The sequence below is a fragment of the Yersinia intermedia genome (assembly GCF_900635455.1).
Taxonomy (GTDB): domain Bacteria; phylum Pseudomonadota; class Gammaproteobacteria; order Enterobacterales; family Enterobacteriaceae; genus Yersinia; species Yersinia intermedia.
Genome location: NZ_LR134116.1, coordinates 1 through 17,855, shown reverse-complemented (window position 1 = coordinate 17,855; position 17,855 = coordinate 1). Strand labels below are relative to the sequence as shown.

The following is a 17,855-nucleotide window of genomic DNA, read 5'->3' as shown; positions in this document are numbered from 1 at the left end:
CACGATTTTGGGCCAGCGTTAGCCCTAAAGCTAACCCATTAATGATTATACCCGTTCTCTTTCAAGTTGCAGATGTGTTACCCGAATCACTTACTTCAGTAAGCTCATCGGGTCTCTCTTTTGCCGCCTTCCTGCATCTTGAAATCTATTGGATATGGAGTAAGAAATTATCAGGAAAAATAAGCAGGGATAACCTTTCGGTCGGTGACATGAATTGCAGTGATACCCACAATTCTGGCGGCAACAATATTTGCTTCAACATCATCAAAGAACACCGCCTGATCCGCCGGGATATTTTCCGCATTCAGAACATGCTGATAAATTCTCGCTTCCGGTTTGCGCATGCCCAAATCCTGGGACAGATACATATGGTCAGCGGCAGCGGCAACTTCAGGGTAGTGTTGTGGCCAGTGATTACAATGCAGCCGGTTAGTATTGGATAGCACCACCACCCGGTGCCCTTCCTCACGCAGTTTTTGCATAATAGTGATCACTTCCGGGCGCAAAGCGACAAATACCGCCTGCCAGCCTTCGGCAAACTGTTCAAAGCTCAGAGACAGCCCCATTTCATCACTGAGCTGATGAGCAAATTCCTCGTCGCTAACTTCACCGCGCTCATGCTGCTGGAAGACCTCGCCCATAGTAAATCGCTCGCTCAATGTCGCCAGCGGGACACTGCTTAATTTGCTCCAAACACCCAATACGCGTTTGAAGTCGATATCAACAATCACATTCCCTAGATCAAAGATATACAGCATAGCGCTCTCCCAATTAGATGGTGAGTTTTACTGTAACGGGAAAAGAGAAAACTGAACAGGGAGAGGAAGAAAAAGGAGGGGCCAGTCAGGAAAAATAATATTTTTATAACAATGGCAAAAAAATAGGATGTATCCTCAAAAACCGTGGAGTTGCAACTTCAAGGGTGCGGAGAATAGAACTCAGGGCGCAGCTAGCGCCCTAAGTATCAGCAGTACCAAGAAGAATTAACCTTCTTTAGGACCACGACCTGCACGCTTACGATCGTTTTCCGTCAGGTGACGCTTACGGATACGAATTGATTGCGGGGTAACTTCTACCAATTCATCGTCATCGATGAATTCCAGAGCCTGTTCAAGAGTTTTCTTCAAGAAAGGAACCAGAGTGGTTGCTTCGTCAGTACCGGATGCACGCATGTTGGTCAGTTGCTTACCGGTCAGGCAGTTTACAGTCAGGTCGTTAGAACGTGAGTGAATACCGATGATCTGGCCTTCATACACTTCAGTCGCGTGACCAATGAACAGCTTGCCGCGGTCTTGCAGTTTGTACAGTGCGAATGCTACAGCTTTACCCTGACCATTAGAGATCAGTACGCCGTTTTGACGTTGGCCAATCTCGCCTGGACGCACATCATCGTAGTGACTGAATGTGGAGTACAGCAGACCAGTACCAGAAGTCATAGTCATGAATTCAGTACGGAAGCCAATCAAGCCACGGCTTGGGATCATATAATCCAGACGAATACGACCTTTGCCGTCTGGAACCATGTCCTTCACGTCACCTTTACGCTCACCCATGGCTTGCATAACTGCGCCCTGGTGCTGTTCTTCGATATCCAGAGTTACGCTTTCAAATGGTTCTTGATTACGGCCGTCGATAACACGGTTGATAACTTTAGGACGAGAAACAGCCAGTTCGAAACCTTCGCGACGCATGTTTTCGATCAGAACCGACAGGTGAAGCTCACCACGGCCAGATACGCGGAATGCATCAGCATCTTCAGTTTCTTCAACACGCAATGCTACGTTATGGATCAACTCTTTGTTCAGGCGGTCAAGGATCTGACGTGAAGTCACGTACTTGCCTTCTTTACCACAGAACGGAGAGGTGTTAACGCAGAAATACATGGTAACGGTTGGTTCATCTACAGACAGTGCTGGTAAAGCTTCAACAGCATTCACGTCACAGATAGTGTCAGAGATGTTCAACTCGCCCAGACCGGTGATAGCAACGATATCGCCAGCTTCAGCCATACTCGCTTCGATACGTTCCAGACCCATATGGCCCAGTACTTTAGCGATTTTACCGTTGCGGGTCTTACCTTCGCTATCGATAACAGTCACTTGTTGGTTAGGCTTAACAACACCACGTTTGATACGGCCAATGCCGATAACACCTACGTAGTTGTTGTAGTCTAACTGAGAGATTTGCATCTGCAATGGACCGGTGCTGTCTACGTCTGGCGCAGGCACATGGTCGATGATTGCTTGATACAGCGGGGTCATATCTGCCGACATATCATTGTGGTCTTCGCCAGCAATACCCATCAATGCAGATGCGTAAATGATAGGGAAGTCCAGTTGTTCGTCGGTAGCATCCAGGTTTACAAACAGGTCAAACACCTGATCTACAACCCAATCAGGACGCGCGCCCGGACGGTCAACTTTGTTGATAACCACGATTGGTTTCAGACCATGAGCAAAGGCTTTTTTAGTCACGAAACGGGTCTGCGGCATCGGGCCATCCATTGCGTCGACGACCAGCAGCACAGAGTCAACCATAGACATTACACGCTCAACCTCACCGCCGAAATCGGCGTGTCCTGGGGTATCCACGATGTTGATGCGGTAGTCTTTCCAGTTAATGGCGGTATTTTTCGCGAGGATGGTTATCCCACGCTCTTTCTCCAAATCGTTGGAGTCCATTACACGTTCAGTTGCTTCAGCACGTTCACCGAACGTACCAGATTGTTGTAGCAACTTATCAACCAGGGTAGTTTTCCCATGGTCAACGTGCGCAATAATGGCGATGTTACGCAGATTCTCGATCACAGCTTTTTTGCCTCAGGCATTTAGAAATAGCGCGCTATTGTACACGTATTAAGCGAGGGACTAAACAAGATCACAAACTTCTCTTATAAACAACCTAACGGCAGTTAGTTTGTGATCCCTTTCACGGTGCAAAAATAGCCTCTCGGCCCACTTTTGCACCAATACAGTGCCCAACGGCGCAAATGAAGCACCAAAATAGTGCAATATAACTATCCTGGTGCATACTGAATATCAGCAGACCCCTATGATATGGCATAAACGGGGCGTTTGGAAAGTTGGCATAGATTTCGCAATAGATTTTATGACGCAGTTTAGCATGAATAACTGAACACTATTATATATACCCAAAGAAATTGGTGTTGCAGGTAGGCAGCAAATGAATGAATCCCAATGAGCTTACTTAGGTAAGTGATTTAGGTGAGTGAATGCAGCTAACAACCCTGCAACTTCAAGTTCGAAGGGGATAAAACGGTAATCGTTCCACGACGACTATGACAAATCCAGGAGATATAAGTATGTCCGCTGAACATGTTTTGACGATGCTGAATGAGCACGAAGTGAAATTTGTTGATTTGCGCTTCACCGATACCAAAGGGAAAGAACAACACATCACTATTCCGGCTCATCAGGTCAACGCTGACTTCTTCGAAGAAGGCAAAATGTTTGATGGCTCCTCGATTGGTGGCTGGAAAGGCATTAATGAATCCGACATGGTACTGATGCCAGACGCCAGCACCGCTGTTATGGATCCGTTCTTCGAAGATTCCACACTGATTATCCGTTGTGACATCCTTGAGCCAGGCACCCTGCAAGGTTATGATCGCGACCCACGTTCAATCTCAAAACGCGCAGAAGAGTTCCTAAAATCTTCAGGTATCGCAGATACCGTGCTGTTCGGGCCAGAACCAGAATTCTTCCTGTTTGACGATGTTCGTTTCGGCAGCAGCATCCGTGGTTCTCATGTGTCTATTGATGACATCGAAGGCGCATGGAACTCCAGCACTAAATACGAAGGCGGTAACAAAGGCCACCGTCCAGCAGTGAAAGGCGGTTACTTCCCAGTTCCTCCAGTCGATTCTTCACAGGATCTGCGTTCTACCATGTGTCTGACCATGGAAGAAATGGGCCTGGTGGTAGAAGCGCATCACCATGAAGTGGCTACCGCTGGTCAGAATGAAGTGGCTACCCGCTTCAATACCATGACCAAGAAAGCCGATGAAATTCAGATCTATAAATATGTAGTGCACAACGTGGCACACGCATTCGGCAAAACTGCGACCTTTATGCCAAAACCTATGTTTGGTGATAACGGTTCAGGCATGCACTGCCATATGTCTTTGTCCAAGAACGGGAATAACCTGTTCGCGGGTGACAAATATGCTGGTCTGTCTGAAATGGCGCTGTTCTATATCGGCGGTATCATCAAGCACGCAAAAGCAATTAACGCCTTGGCTAACCCAACGACTAACTCTTACAAGCGTTTGGTCCCAGGCTACGAAGCACCGGTCATGTTGGCATACTCCGCTCGTAACCGTTCAGCGTCTATCCGTATCCCAGTGGTTGCCAGCCCGAAAGCGCGTCGTATTGAAGCACGCTTCCCGGATCCAGCCGCTAACCCATACCTGTGCTTCGCAGCACTGCTGATGGCTGGCCTTGATGGCATCATCAACAAAATTCACCCTGGTGATGCGATGGACAAAAACCTGTATGACTTGCCACCGGAAGAAGAAGCAGAAATTCCAAAAGTTGCAGGTTCACTGGACGAAGCAATGGCTGCACTGAACGAAGACCGCGAGTTCCTGACCCGTGGTGGCGTGTTCACTGACGACGCTATCGATGCTTACATCGAACTGCGTAAAGAAGAGATGGACCGCGTTCGTATGACTCCGCACCCAGTTGAGTTCGAACTGTATTACAGCGTTTAGTTTTAGTTTTAGTTTACCCAATAGATTTCAAGGTGTAGGAAGGCGGCAAGCGAGAGAATCCCGATGAGCTTACACCAGTTAAGTGATTCGGGTGAGTGAGAGCAGCCAACACACCTACAACTTGAAAGATGAAGGGTTGTTGCCGTGGAAACTTTTGGCCCATCTCCGGATGGGCTTTTTTCTCCACTTTTCGTTTTCGTCATAATTCCTCTGGCTCAGTCGTGACTGAACCGATTAGGATGTATTCACAAATATAGATGCACCAAAAGTGTGCAGGAGTCTGCGTAATGGCAACAGGCACGCTGCCCGATGCTGGGCAGATCCTTAATTCTCTCATTAATAGTATTCTGCTATTAGATGATGATTTGGCTATCCATTATGCCAATCCCGCTGCGCAGCAACTTCTGGCGCAAAGCTCCCGTAAACTTTTTGGTACACCGCTGCCCGATTTATTAGGCTATTTCTCGCTTAATATCGACTTGATGCGGGAAAGTCTGATTGCTGGTCAAGGTTTTACCGATAACGAAGTGACCGTAGTGGTTGATGGCCGTGCGCATATTTTATCGCTGACAGCACAGTCACTGCCGGAAGGTTTTATATTGCTGGAAATGGCACCGATGGATAATCAGCGTCGGTTAAGCCAAGAGCAATTACAGCATGCACAGCAAGTCGCAGCCCGTGATCTGGTGCGTGGGCTAGCTCATGAGATTAAGAACCCGTTGGGTGGCTTACGTGGTGCGGCACAATTATTGTCTAAAGCGTTACCTGATCCGGCATTATTGGAATATACCAAAGTGATCATTGAGCAGGCAGACCGCTTGCGTAATCTGGTTGATCGTTTATTAGGGCCACAACGCCCCGGTCAACACGTCACACAAAGTATCCATCAGGTTGCTGAACGGGTTTGTCAGTTAGTCTCACTAGAAAAACCAGATAATGTGACATTAGTCCGTGACTATGACCCAAGTTTACCTGAACTGGCCCATGATCCAGACCAAATTGAACAAGTGCTGCTGAATATCACTCGCAATGCATTACAGGCTTTGGGGGGCGCTGGCGGCACCATTACGCTGCGCACCCGTACTGCTTTTCAGATAACACTGCATGGTGTGCGCTATCGTTTGAGCGCTCGCATTGATATTGAAGATGACGGCCCAGGCGTTCCAACGCAATTACAAGATACCGTGTTTTACCCGATGGTGAGTGGTCGCGAGGGGGGGACTGGCCTTGGTTTGTCTATCGCCCGTAATCTTATCGATCAACATTCGGGTAAAATTGAATTCAACAGTTGGCCGGGACATACCGAATTCTCGGTTTACCTGCCTATTCGCCAGTGAGGTTTCTATGCAACGAGGGATAGTCTGGATCGTCGATGACGATAGCTCCATCCGCTGGGTGCTTGAACGTGCACTGACTGGAGCGGGCCTGAACTGTGCAACCTTCGATACCGGTAACCAGGTGTTGGATGCACTCGCGACACAAACCCCGGATGTGTTGTTATCGGATATTCGCATGCCAGGCATGGACGGATTAGCCCTGCTGAAACAGATTAAGCAGCGCCACCCGATGCTCCCGGTCATCATAATGACAGCACATTCCGATTTGGATGCTGCGGTTAGTGCCTATCAGCAAGGGGCTTTTGATTACCTGCCTAAACCTTTTGATATTGACGAAGCCGTTGCGCTGGTTGATCGGGCTATCAGCCATTATCAGGAGCAGCAGCAACCGGCACGCAGCCAACCCGCCAGCGGACCAACCGCTGATATCATTGGCGAAGCACCGGCGATGCAAGACGTTTTCCGTATCATCGGCCGCTTATCTCGCTCCTCTATTAGTGTGCTGATTAATGGTGAGTCTGGTACCGGTAAAGAGTTGGTGGCCCATGCGTTACATCGCCATAGCCCTCGGGCTAAAGCGCCCTTTATCGCGCTGAATATGGCGGCGATCCCGAAAGACTTAATTGAGTCTGAATTATTCGGCCACGAGAAAGGCGCCTTTACTGGCGCGAATCAAGTGCGCCAGGGCCGTTTTGAACAAGCCGATGGCGGCACACTGTTTTTAGATGAAATCGGTGATATGCCATTGGATGTACAAACCCGCCTGCTGCGTGTGCTGGCTGATGGTCAGTTTTATCGCGTCGGGGGTTACGCACCGGTCAAAGTAGATGTGCGTATTATCGCTGCCACTCACCAAAATCTGGAGCTGCGCGTTCAGGAAGGTAAATTCCGTGAGGATTTATTCCATCGCCTGAATGTGATTCGGGTACATCTGCCGCCGCTGCGTGAACGCCGTGAAGACATTCCGCGTTTGGCTCGTTACTTCTTGCAAGTGGCGGCTAAAGAATTAGGTGTGGAAGCTAAAAATCTGCACCCTGAGACTGAAGTGGCACTGACCCGTTTGCCTTGGCAAGGTAACGTGCGCCAACTGGAAAACACCTGTCGCTGGCTGACGGTGATGGCTGCCGGGCAGGAAGTACTGACTCAGGATTTACCTTCTGAACTGTTTGAAACCAGTACGCCAGATGCTTCAGGTCAGCGGACGCCAGACAACTGGGCAACCTTACTGGCACAATGGGCTGAACGCGCTTTACGTTCCGGTCATCAGGACCTGTTATCTGAGGCACAGCCGGAAATGGAACGCACGCTGTTAACCACAGCATTACGCCATACTCAAGGTCATAAGCAGGAAGCAGCACGTTTGCTGGGCTGGGGCCGCAATACTTTAACGCGCAAGTTAAAAGAGCTGGGAATGGAGTAGTTGAACGAAAGAGACTAATCCCTACGAAGACGCCCCCTCAAAGTCATGTTGACCATTGGGGGGGGACATCATCAGATCACGCGTGAAAACTGCTGCTTACGCGCCTGTTTCCGTAAATAGATATCGAAACACATACAAATATTGCGAATGAGTAAGCGCCCGCGCGGAGTTACCCGAATGCCTTTGTCATCACGCTCCACCAGCCCATCTTGCTCGAAAGGTGCTAATAGCTCAAAATCTTCGGCAAAATAATCAGCAAAACGAATACCATACTGCTGCTCAATCGGCTGATAACTGATTTGGAAATTACAAATCAGCGTTTTAATCACATCGCGGCGCAAGCAATCATCTTCAGTCATCGCCAAACCACGCCACAGCGCATTGCCACGCTGTTCCACGCAGGCATAGTAAGTCTTCAAATCTTTTTCGTTCTGCGCATAGCTGTCGCCCAACATGCTGATAGCAGAAACCCCCAAACCGAGTAAATCACTGTCGCCTTGGGTGGTATAGCCTTGAAAATTACGGTGTAATTTACCTTCGCGCTGCGCAATGGCTAACTCATCATCTGGCCGGGCAAAATGATCCATACCAATAAATTGATAGCCGGACTCAGTTAAGAAACTGATGGTGTGCTGCAAAATATCCAGCCGCTGTTCGGCGCTCGGCAGATCGGCATCTTTAATTTTACGTTGAGCGGCAAACAGACTCGGTAAATGTGCGTAATTGAAAACGCTCAGGCGATCAGGATTCAGTTCGGCTACCCGTTTGAGGGTAAAAGCAAAACTCTCCGGGGTCTGTTTTGGCAAACCATAAATCAAATCAATATTAGTTGAGTTAAAGCCAAGGGCTTTAGCGCGGGCGATCAGGGCAAAGATAAAATCTTCATCCTGCTCACGATTAACCAGCCGTTGAACCTCTTTATTAAAATCCTGGACTCCCATGCTCAGGCGGTTAAACCCCTCAGCACGCAGGTGATCAAGCACATCCAGCTCAATTTCTCGTGGGTCTACTTCTATTGACTGCTCAGCACCGGGCAGGAAATCGAAGTTATCACGCAGCAGATTCATCAGGTGGGTAATCTGTTTTTTATTCAGATAAGTAGGTGTACCGCCCCCCCAGTGCATCTGGCTAACCTGACGCCCGGCAAAGAACGTCGCACGTTGGCAGATCTCTTTTTCCAAGACCGCCAGATACTCATCAGCCTTATGCTGTTGCCGCGTTACCAGCTTATTACAGCCGCAGAAATAACAAAGTTTATGGCAAAACGGGATATGCACATACAGCGACAAAGGCCGTTGTGGGTAACGCTTCACTGCCTGCTGAAAAGCAGATTCATTATAATCTTCACTGAACTCAAGTGCCGTGGGGTACGACGTATAACGCGGCCCTGAATAATTATATTTTTGAATCAGGGACAGATCCCAAACTATAGCCTGCTCAGACATGTTCATTCCTTCCGATATTTACGCCTACCAGGCCGGTTAGAGGGCAGATGTTTTCGTTGTCTGGCCGCAGTAGCACTGCGCAACCGCTTTCTCCGTTGCGACAGTCGCCATAGTTTACCCAATAACCACAATAGATAACATGTAAGTAATAGGGCTATTATCGGGATCACCCAATTCATGGTTTAAAATGTATCTTTTGGATTACCACGTTTCAGTAATTGCAGAATGTCTTCCTGCTTTTCTTCTGGCGCTTCGTCATCTTCGTCGTCGCCCAATTCAATACCCAATTGTTCCATTAGGGCATCAATACGATCCAACGTCAGATCAACATAAGCCTGATCTTCTTTGCTCAATACTTCATCATTATCCAGACGATCCAGCAATGCATCCAGACGCTCGTCGTTTTCCAGCTTAGACAGCTCTTCTTCCGGCGTCAGACGTGGCTTAGCTGCAACTTTAGCCACCGGCTTAGTGGTTGGCTTAGCTTTAACCTTGCTCTCAACCACCAGAGGCACAGGTACTTTGCTGCCGATGCGTGGATCTTTCTCTTGAGTCTCAGACTGGCCCTTCTTGTTGCTGCCTTCTACGTTAGTTCTCGCCCCTGAGCGATTACCACTGTGTTTCTTCTGACGTTTACGCTCGCGGGCTTCAATATCAAGCTCTACACGGGTCTTTCTAATACGCTTAGGCGTGGCGGTGCCTTTCGGGGCCGCAATATTCGCGCGTGGTGCTTTGTTTGGCTGCTTCATAACCTGTGCTCTTAAATGGGTAAATAAGTATGGGATCGGATTTAGTATAGGATTGGGCCGGAATCTAGCAGAAAGAAGAGAAAGAAAAAAGGCGGCAGATTAACCTGTCGCCCTTTTTCGCATCTTCTGCAGAAGGATATCCTGACAGCACACTCCCTGCACTGACATAACAACCGGGTATCTCCCTCCTGCAATGCGCCATCCTTGCCATATCTGCGGCCCTCAAGGCAACTCAACCAGCGCGTCTGCCAGTATACCTGAACCCTGTTACTTGGAGGGTATAAAAGATAAACCCCCTTTTTTTTGCCTGATGCAGTTATAATCGCTGCATGTAAGCTATCTCTCACGGAGACGACAAATTTTGACTATCAGAAACTATAACTATCACATGACTCACTTCGTCATCAGCGCTCCGGATATCCGCCATCTGCCACGTGATGAAGGTATTGAGGTGGCATTTGCTGGCCGCTCAAATGCCGGTAAATCAAGTGCACTCAATACATTAACTAACCAGAAAAGTCTGGCCAGAACCAGTAAAACCCCCGGCCGTACTCAACTAATTAACCTGTTTGAAGTTGTTGACGGCATTCGCCTGGTTGACTTACCGGGCTATGGTTATGCGGAAGTCCCGGAAGAGATGAAACTCAAGTGGCAACGTGCGCTGGGTGAATACTTGCAGAAGCGTAACTGCCTGAAAGGATTAGTTGTGTTGATGGATATTCGCCATCCATTGAAAGATTTAGATCAGCAGATGATCACCTGGGCCGTTGCCGTTGGTACACCGGTTCTTTTATTGCTGACCAAAGCGGATAAGCTAGCTTCTGGTGCCCGCAAGGCCCAACTGAACATGGTGCGAGAAGCGATTATTCCATTTATGGGTGATATTCAGGTTGAAGCATTCTCTTCTTTGAAAAAGATTGGCGTCGAAAAACTGCGGGAAAAACTGGATACCTGGTTTAGCGAGATCCCACCAGAAGTTATGATTGATGATTATGACGATGAAGGTGAGTAAGTGCTAACAAGCAGCCCGCAAGGGCTGTTATCCCCAAGGGTGATATTGATATCGCCCTAAATTAATACCCGGCAATATTACTCCCCCTTGAATAAAAATCATCAAACCGTATTTTCACTGCGGCGGTCTGCTGTTTCCCCTATTGGTTCGCGAAAAGCCCCCATAAATCCCAATAAAAAACGCCCCAGTCATAAATAACTGGGGCGGCTAATATACAGCCAAATCCGATTACGTGAAGTAAAAGGTCTGAAAGATAGAACATCTTACCTCTGTACCCTACGTCTGTAACTCTACATCATTTTTTCGCAGGGCAAAAGAATTTTTTGTTGTATAGTTACACAAATTGGCACGATTCAGCGCACATCTTCTCCGTATAACAGCGGATAAATGTAGCTTAATTACATAAAATGCTTTATTTATCGCCACTTACCCACAAAGCTAGTGAGCCTGATCCCAGTTATCACCAACACCGACATCCACCTTCAATGGCACCGCCAGTTGCATACTCTGCTCCATCAGTTCACGAATTTTTTGTTCAGCGCTTTCCAATACACTTTCATGCACTTCAAACACCAATTCATCGTGTACCTGCATGATTACCCGTACCAATGGTTCTGGTTCCTGCTGTAACCAGGCATCAACGGCAATCATTGCCCGTTTGATAATATCAGCGGCGGTACCTTGCATTGGCGCATTGATCGCTTCACGTTCAGCAGCCTTACGGCGAGTTGCATTACGTGAATGAATATCTGGCAAATAGAGGCGACGACCATCCAGAGTGGTAACATAACCTTGATCAGCAGCTTGCTTACGTGTGCGCTCCATGTATTCCAACACGCCGGGATAGCGCTCAAAATAGAGGTCCATATAGCGCTGTGCTTCCCCACGAGGAATACTTAGCTGCCGCGCCAGACCAAAAGCACTCATCCCATAAATAAGCCCAAAGTTAATTGCCTTGGCACTTCGGCGTTGTTCAGTTGTGACCTTTTCCAGTGGCGTACCAAAGACTTCCGCTGCTGTCGCACGGTGGATATCCTTTCCAGCAGCAAACGCAGCTAATAGCCCTTTATCCTGCGACAAGTGCGCCATAATACGCAGCTCAATCTGTGAGTAGTCAGCCGCCATGATGCGATAACCTTTGGGCGCAATAAAAGCCTGCCGTATACGACGGCCTTCTTCATTCCTCACTGGAATGTTTTGTAGGTTAGGATCCCGTGAGGACAAACGCCCTGTCGCTGTCACCGCCTGATGATAAGACGTATGGACGCGGCCTGAAACTGGGTTAATCATCAGCGGCAGCTTATCGGTATAAGTACTTTTTAGCTTAGCCAGACCACGATACTCTAGGATCACCTTCGGCAGAGGGTAATCTAACGCTAGCTCAGCCAACACTTCTTCATTGGTTGAAGCGGCACCACCAGGGGTTTTCTTCAAAATGGGCAGTTTTTGTTTTTCATACAAAATGGCCTGAAGCTGTTTAGGCGATGCCAGGTTGAACGGTTCTTCAGCCAATTCGTGGGCCTGTTTTTCCAACTCATCGAGGCGGATAGTCAGCTCTTTTGAATGTGCGGCCAAGATATTCTGGTCAATCAAGACACCTGTACGCTCTATACGGGACAGAATCGGCAATAACGGCATCTCAATTTCCTGGAATACCCGCTTTAGCCCTTCACTTTGTTGCAGTTTTGGCCACAGCACCAAATGCAACTGTAGCGTAACGTCGGCATCTTCTGCGGCATAAGGCCCAGCTTGTTCCAACGCAATTTGATTAAAGGTCAGTTGGTTTTTACCCTTGCCGGCAATCTCTTCAAAAGTAATAGTTTTATGGTTGAGATAACGCTCTGCCAGACTATCCATATCGTGGCGACCAGCAACACTGTCTAAAACGTAAGATTCTAGCATGGTATCGAAAGCGATACCGCGCAGCTCAATGCCATAACGTGCCAGCATGCTTTGGTCAAACTTGAGATTCTGGCCAACTTTAAGGGCTTTATCGTCTTCCAGTAGTGGTTTTAGCGTGGCCAATACCCAATCCCGGTCGAGCTGGGCAGGAGAATCCAGATAATCATGCGCCAAGGGCAAATAAGCGGCCTCACCCGGTGCAACGGCGAAAGATATACCGATTAAATTGCTGCTAAGCGTATCCAGACCGTCAGTTTCAGTATCAAAAGCGAAAACTTCTGCTTTTTTAAGGCGCTCAATCCAGTCAGCTAAAGATTTCTCATCCAAAATGGTCTGATAGTTCTCTTGTGACAATACTGCGGTGACTTCAACTGCCTCAACTGGCTCTGCTACCGCAAAAGCTCTATTACTTGTTTGTGCCGTTGGCCGATCTTTTTTACCATCTAGCCATTTGCCTGCTTCTACATCAACCAACCAACGCTTAAATTCATAACGGCTGAATAACTGATGTAATTGATCATCATCAGGGGCCGAAACTTTTAGCTCATCACAGGTCACATCTAATTCAACGTCTGTTTTTATGGTGGCTAATTTATAGGAGAGGTAAGCAACATCTTTATTCTGCTCTAACTTGGCGGACATGGTTTTAGCACCACGGAATGTCAGTGTGGATATTTTATCCAAATTACTGAACAGCGCATCCAGCCCACCCAAACCTTGTAATAAAGCTTGTGCGGTCTTTTCACCAACACCAGGAACACCTGGAATATTGTCTGAGGAGTCCCCCATTAGAGCCAGAAAATCAATAATCAATTCAGGAGGAACGCCGTATTTTTCGCATACTTCCTGCGGTCCCAAAATAGCGTTATTCATTGTATTGATTAAAGTGATATTTGGCGTAACTAATTGCGCCATATCCTTATCACCAGTACTGATTAATACGGCATGATCTGCTTTCTCAGCTTCTTGCGCTAAAGTACCAATAACATCGTCGGCCTCCACACCAGAAACAACCAATAAAGGCAGCCCCATAGCTTTCACCATTTGGTGCAATGGCTCAATTTGAGCCCGCAAATCATCAGGCATGGGTGGGGCGGTGGGATTTATATTCAGCGAAAAGCTCATCACGGAATGTTTTACCTTTAGCATCGAATACTACCGCGACATGGCTAGGACGATATTGCAGCAACAGACTGCGCAACATGTTCAACACGCCGTACATCGCACCCGTTGGTTCGCCACTGCCGTTGGTCAGTGGTGGGAACGCATGGTAAGCGCGATAGAGGTAAGAGGAACCGTCAACGAGGATCAATGGGTTTTCTGCAATCTGGGCCATAAGGTTTCTTCATCTTTATTCAGCAAGGTCTAACACTAAGAATGCCATAGCTGACGACAAGAGACGAATTTTAGCGTCCATTCTTGTGCGAAAGAGAGCATTTTCACTCAATGATCCTGATGATCTAATCTGTGGATAACTTTGTGAGTAAAAACATGTGCAGATTATAACTATGTGGCTTATTTCCTAGGGGTAATATTTAAAACCAGAATAATCATTCAGTTACATTGATTGTTTTTTAATTTCACTGTCATTTTTCCTTTATCTAAATTGTGGATATTACTTATTCAGTTACAGACTTAAGGTAAATAAATTTCACTTATGGATAATTTATCGCACTATCTATTTTATTACTCATCATCGCCTCATTTTATCTTTTAACATCGCTAATATCGGCATTTATCCATCACTGAAATAGATGAATCCATCTAAAATAATGCTGCGAAAAATATAAAATCAGTATTTAGTCGTATTATCGTCACATTAGTAAACATGATGATTTCCACGTCAGAGGTAGATACAGAATTGAAGTACTGAGCACAATCTGGGTATTGATAAGTGAAAGAGGAGCTGACAAAAACCAGCTCCTCCTTTTACAAAATTACTTTTGGGTCAGTAGGAACTTAACGACATCCGCATACTGTTTAACATAGATATCCATTGAACTGGTATCCATGCCATCGTTCTTAATCATATATTTGCCATTAACAAACATCGCTGGCACACCACGTAATTGTAAATCTTCAGCCGCTTTTTGTTGTTGAGCAACCAGTGATTTAACGACAAAGCTGTTTAATGCTGCGTCATAATCTTCGCCACTCACACCCGCTTTAATGAAGACATTACGGATATCATCAGGAGTTTGAACAGTTTGTGTTTTCTGTACACCTTCAAACATCAGTGGTGTTATTTTTTCTTCAACACCCAATGCCATGGCAACAGCCCATGCCTGAGTTAGTTGCTTACCTAATGGCCCCAAGGAAATCAACATGGTAACGGGTCATTTTAGTCCCTTCTGGCAAGGCTTTTTTTACTGCCTGAGGAACATGGTAAACCTCTTCAAACTGATAGCAGTGCGGGCAATAGAAAGAGAAAAACTCTAAGACCTGAGGCTCACCCGTTACTGGTCTATTTAACGTCTGGTACTGGGTTCCATCCGTAAACTGTGCGGCAGATGCACTGAATGCCATCACCATGCCAACGAGAGCTAACCATACTTTTTTCATACTATAACAATCTCCATTATCTTAGCTTTAGTACATTGGCATCAGCTGCAAAGGGGGTACCTGCAACAGCTTAACCTGCTCTGTAAATGATGCAGTCTGCTGTAACCAAAAATCAGACTCCGCCATCCACGGAAAACTTTTCGGAAATGCAGGGTCCTGCCAACGCCTGGCTACCCATGCAAGGTAATAAACCATCCGCATCGCGCGTAAAGGTTCAATTAATGCGAGTTCACGCTGATCAAAATCAGCAAACTCACCATAAGCTTCCAGCAGTATATCCAACTGGATTAATTGCTCTCTGCGCTCGCCGTGTAATAACATCCACAAGTCCTGAACCGCCGGACCATTTCTGGCATCATCCAAATCGACAAACATTGGCCCATCACGCCACAAAATATTTCCAGGATGGCAATCACCGTGTAGTCGTAATGGCTGCCAATCGGTATGCCAGTATTGCTTAATAGTGGCGATCAACAAGTCGGTTGCAGCCAGAAACTTGTCTTTCTGTTTGGCTGGCACTAACACAGTGCTGGGCCAGTAACTGACGCGGCTCGGTGAGATACTCTTCAATACCCATCGTTGGTCTAGCAACAAAAAGCCCATCGCTACCCACCTGATGAATTCTGCCGAGAAAACGCCCAACCCATTCCAGTTGGTCAAGGTTGTCTATTTCATACTGCCGCCCACCGACACTTGGGAACACAGCAAAGAAAAAACCACCATAAGTATGCAAAGTTTCGCCGTTTAACTGCAATGGGGCGATAACCGGGATCTCCGATTCTGCCAAATCAAGCGAAAAACGGTGTTCCTCAGTAATTTGCTCACGGCTCCAACGCTCGGGACGATAAAATTTCACCACATACCGTTTACGATCTTCATCCATAAACTGGTAGACGCGGTTCTCATAACTATTAAGCGCAGTTAACCCTGAATCCACCCGCAACCCGACAGCCTCAAGGGCGTCCATAATCAGGTCTGGAGACAAAGTCTGAAAATTAAAAGCAGAGTTGTTCATAACAACATTCAGTCTGTATTAGTGGCAGCGGCGCGCTGAGAATAAGAAATAGTATCATTAAAGCCCCCACCTACGCAGACAGGAGTGTGACTAATCTTTAATGATGCCACGGGCTCGCAATAGTGCTGTTTTAAAAATCCTCTTCATAATCCTTTTTCAGACCTGGAATCACTTCCGTTGATGCCGAACCGCGCATTTTCAGATGATAAATAAGAACATCGTCAGTCAAAATCTGCAAAATTACCTGTAAAACCGGCTTCCTCGGACAATTTTTGTAAAAACTGCACCAGATTTAAATCAGGTTCTTGCTGCCAGGCTGGGTGTAAAAAGCTCAATCAGTTCATTAACACGATGACATTTTCATAGCGAAGTTATCCTATTCAAAAATATGCTGACAAAGTAGCAGGGATATTCACATAGGGAAAGAGAGCCTATTGTCAATAAAAGTAAATCCTGACCTGTTCACCTATTTGAAGATACAATCCCAGAGTCAGTTTAATACAGTGGAGTGATAGAAATGCGGCCTAATATTACAGGCGTTATTCTTGCAGGAGGCCGTTCGTCCAGAATGGGCGGAAACGATAAAGGATTAATTTCCCTTAATGGAAAGCCACTGTACCAACATGTGATTGACAGATTAAGGCCCCAGGTTGAGGATTTATTGATTAATGCTAATCGCAACCAAGCTTTCTACCAAGAAAAGTGGCATTCCCGTTATCAACGATATCATTACCGGCTTTTGTGAGGGCCCACTGGCTGGCATGCATGCAGGGCTAAGTCATTCAGCTACCGAATGGGTTGTATTTGCACCCTGCGACGTTCCTATGCTGCCACTTAAATCTGGTTTCCCAGCTCTGGCAATCAAAAGGGCAGGTTCTTGCAGCTTATGTCAGTGATAGTGAGCGTGAGCATCCAACATTAGCTTTAATGCATGTTAGTCCTTAAACCGACCTAGAAGCATATCTGGCAAAAGGGGAGCGTAAGTTAATGATATTTATGGCGAGTATCAATGCAAAAAGAGTGGTATTCAATGGGCAACCCCATCAATTCAGCAACCTAAATACTCCTGCAGATTGCGAGTTATGGGAACAAGGTAAAAGAGGCCCATTATGAATCGAAATATCCCCCCATTACTCGGTATAGCCGCATACAGTGGTACAGGAAAAACAACCTTACTAAAACACCTGATCCCTTACTCCAACAGCGCCAAATCCGAGTCGGTTTAATCAAACATACTCATCACAATATGGAAATTGATACGCCGGGCAAAGACAGCTATGAATTGCGTAAAGCTGGAGCCCATCAAACATTGGTTGCTAGTGATTGCCGCTGGGCATTAATGACGGAAACACCTGAGCAACCACCGTTGGATCTTCATTATCTGGCTAGCCGATTAGATACATCAACTATCGATTTGATTTTAGTTGAGGGTTTTAAGCATGAAAAAATCAGCAAAATTGCTCTTTATAGGGCGGCGGTAGGTAAGCCTTTCGCTGATTTGATCGATGAATACGTTATCGCTTTGGCAAGTGACGAGCCGATGGATACTGTAATAGCGCAATTAGACATTAATCAACCAAATCAGATCGTTGAGTTATTTGTAGATGGCTCAAAACGGGTCAACCAGAACTATAAATACAAAAAGGCTACCCATCAGGGTAGCCTTCTGTTTTATTCATCT

8 protein-coding genes and 7 pseudogenes are annotated in these 17,855 nt (G+C 46.7%); 6 read left to right on the top strand and 9 right to left on the bottom strand.

Annotation, left to right across the window (positions count from 1 at the left end; translation table 11 throughout):
* Positions 1-170: 170 nt before the first annotated feature.
* Positions 171-758, bottom strand: a complete 588-nt coding sequence (yihX, locus tag EL015_RS00075; protein WP_005191171.1) for a glucose-1-phosphatase — start codon at positions 756-758, stop codon at positions 171-173.
* A 225-nt stretch (positions 759-983) separates the two neighbouring features.
* Positions 984-2,807, bottom strand: a complete 1,824-nt coding sequence (typA, locus tag EL015_RS00070; RefSeq protein WP_005191174.1) for a ribosome-dependent GTPase TypA — start codon at positions 2,805-2,807, stop codon at positions 984-986.
* Between the two features lie 515 nt (positions 2,808-3,322).
* On the opposite strand from typA, the gene glnA reads away from it, so the two are divergent.
* The 3 genes from glnA (at position 3,323) to glnG (ending at position 7,489) form a co-directional block, all read left to right on the top strand.
* The gene (glnA, locus tag EL015_RS00065; RefSeq protein WP_005191178.1) at positions 3,323-4,732 is read left to right on the top strand and encodes a glutamate--ammonia ligase; all 1,410 of its coding nucleotides are present in this window, start codon (positions 3,323-3,325) and stop codon (positions 4,730-4,732) included.
* A gap of 287 nt (positions 4,733-5,019) precedes the next feature.
* A complete protein-coding gene (glnL, locus tag EL015_RS00060; protein ID WP_005191181.1) occupies positions 5,020-6,069 on the top strand; it encodes a nitrogen regulation protein NR(II) in 1,050 nt (349 codons plus the stop codon).
* A 7-nt stretch (positions 6,070-6,076) separates the two neighbouring features.
* Complete coding sequence (gene glnG, locus EL015_RS00055) at positions 6,077-7,489, top strand: nitrogen regulation protein NR(I) (RefSeq protein ID WP_005191185.1); 1,413 nt, start codon at positions 6,077-6,079, stop codon at positions 7,487-7,489.
* Between the two features lie 71 nt (positions 7,490-7,560).
* Here the strand turns inward: glnG and hemN are convergent, their stop codons facing one another.
* Together hemN and yihI are read right to left on the bottom strand one after the other, a co-directional pair.
* The gene (gene hemN / locus EL015_RS00050) at positions 7,561-8,934 is read right to left on the bottom strand and encodes an oxygen-independent coproporphyrinogen III oxidase (protein WP_032907609.1); all 1,374 of its coding nucleotides are present in this window, start codon (positions 8,932-8,934) and stop codon (positions 7,561-7,563) included.
* Positions 8,935-9,116: 182 nt separating this feature from the next.
* A complete protein-coding gene (yihI, locus tag EL015_RS00040; RefSeq protein ID WP_005191191.1) occupies positions 9,117-9,683 on the bottom strand; it encodes a Der GTPase-activating protein YihI in 567 nt (188 codons plus the stop codon).
* 361 nt (positions 9,684-10,044) lie between these two features.
* Between yihI and yihA the strand changes: the two genes are divergently transcribed.
* Entirely contained in the window at positions 10,045-10,695 is a 651-nt protein-coding gene (gene yihA, locus EL015_RS00035) for a ribosome biogenesis GTP-binding protein YihA/YsxC (RefSeq protein ID WP_032907610.1), read from the top strand.
* Positions 10,696-10,912: 217 nt separating this feature from the next.
* On the opposite strand, the pseudogene spfP reads toward yihA, so the two are convergent.
* The 5 pseudogenes from spfP to EL015_RS00015 all read right to left on the bottom strand — a co-directional run.
* A pseudogene (gene spfP, locus EL015_RS22200) lies at positions 10,913-10,957 on the bottom strand (small protein SpfP); the annotation flags it as partial.
* Positions 10,958-11,133: 176 nt separating this feature from the next.
* Positions 11,134-13,933, bottom strand: a pseudogene (polA, locus tag EL015_RS00030) (DNA polymerase I).
* Positions 13,934-14,534: 601 nt separating this feature from the next.
* A pseudogene (dsbA, locus tag EL015_RS00025) lies at positions 14,535-15,159 on the bottom strand (thiol:disulfide interchange protein DsbA).
* Positions 15,160-15,186: 27 nt separating this feature from the next.
* A pseudogene (locus EL015_RS00020) lies at positions 15,187-16,174 on the bottom strand (serine/threonine protein kinase).
* Between the two features lie 90 nt (positions 16,175-16,264).
* Positions 16,265-16,513, bottom strand: a pseudogene (locus EL015_RS00015) (YihD family protein).
* A gap of 178 nt (positions 16,514-16,691) precedes the next feature.
* On the opposite strand from EL015_RS00015, the pseudogene mobA reads away from it, so the two are divergent.
* Positions 16,692-17,287 (top strand): annotated as a pseudogene (mobA, locus tag EL015_RS00010) (molybdenum cofactor guanylyltransferase MobA).
* Positions 17,284-17,809: pseudogene (mobB, locus tag EL015_RS21825) on the top strand (molybdopterin-guanine dinucleotide biosynthesis protein MobB). Before mobA ends, mobB begins: the two co-directional pseudogenes overlap by 4 nt.
* Positions 17,810-17,855: the final 46 nt, after the last annotated feature.

Coding starts and splice junctions, on each gene's coding strand:
- yihX (WP_005191171.1), bottom strand. CDS start 758: ATGCTGTATATCTTTGATCTAGGGAATGTGATTGTTGATATCGACTTC.
- glnA (WP_005191178.1), top strand. CDS start 3,323: ATGTCCGCTGAACATGTTTTGACGATGCTGAATGAGCACGAAGTGAAA.
- glnL (WP_005191181.1), top strand. CDS start 5,020: ATGGCAACAGGCACGCTGCCCGATGCTGGGCAGATCCTTAATTCTCTC.
- glnG (WP_005191185.1), top strand. CDS start 6,077: ATGCAACGAGGGATAGTCTGGATCGTCGATGACGATAGCTCCATCCGC.
- hemN (WP_032907609.1), bottom strand. CDS start 8,934: ATGTCTGAGCAGGCTATAGTTTGGGATCTGTCCCTGATTCAAAAATAT.
- yihI (WP_005191191.1), bottom strand. CDS start 9,683: ATGAAGCAGCCAAACAAAGCACCACGCGCGAATATTGCGGCCCCGAAA.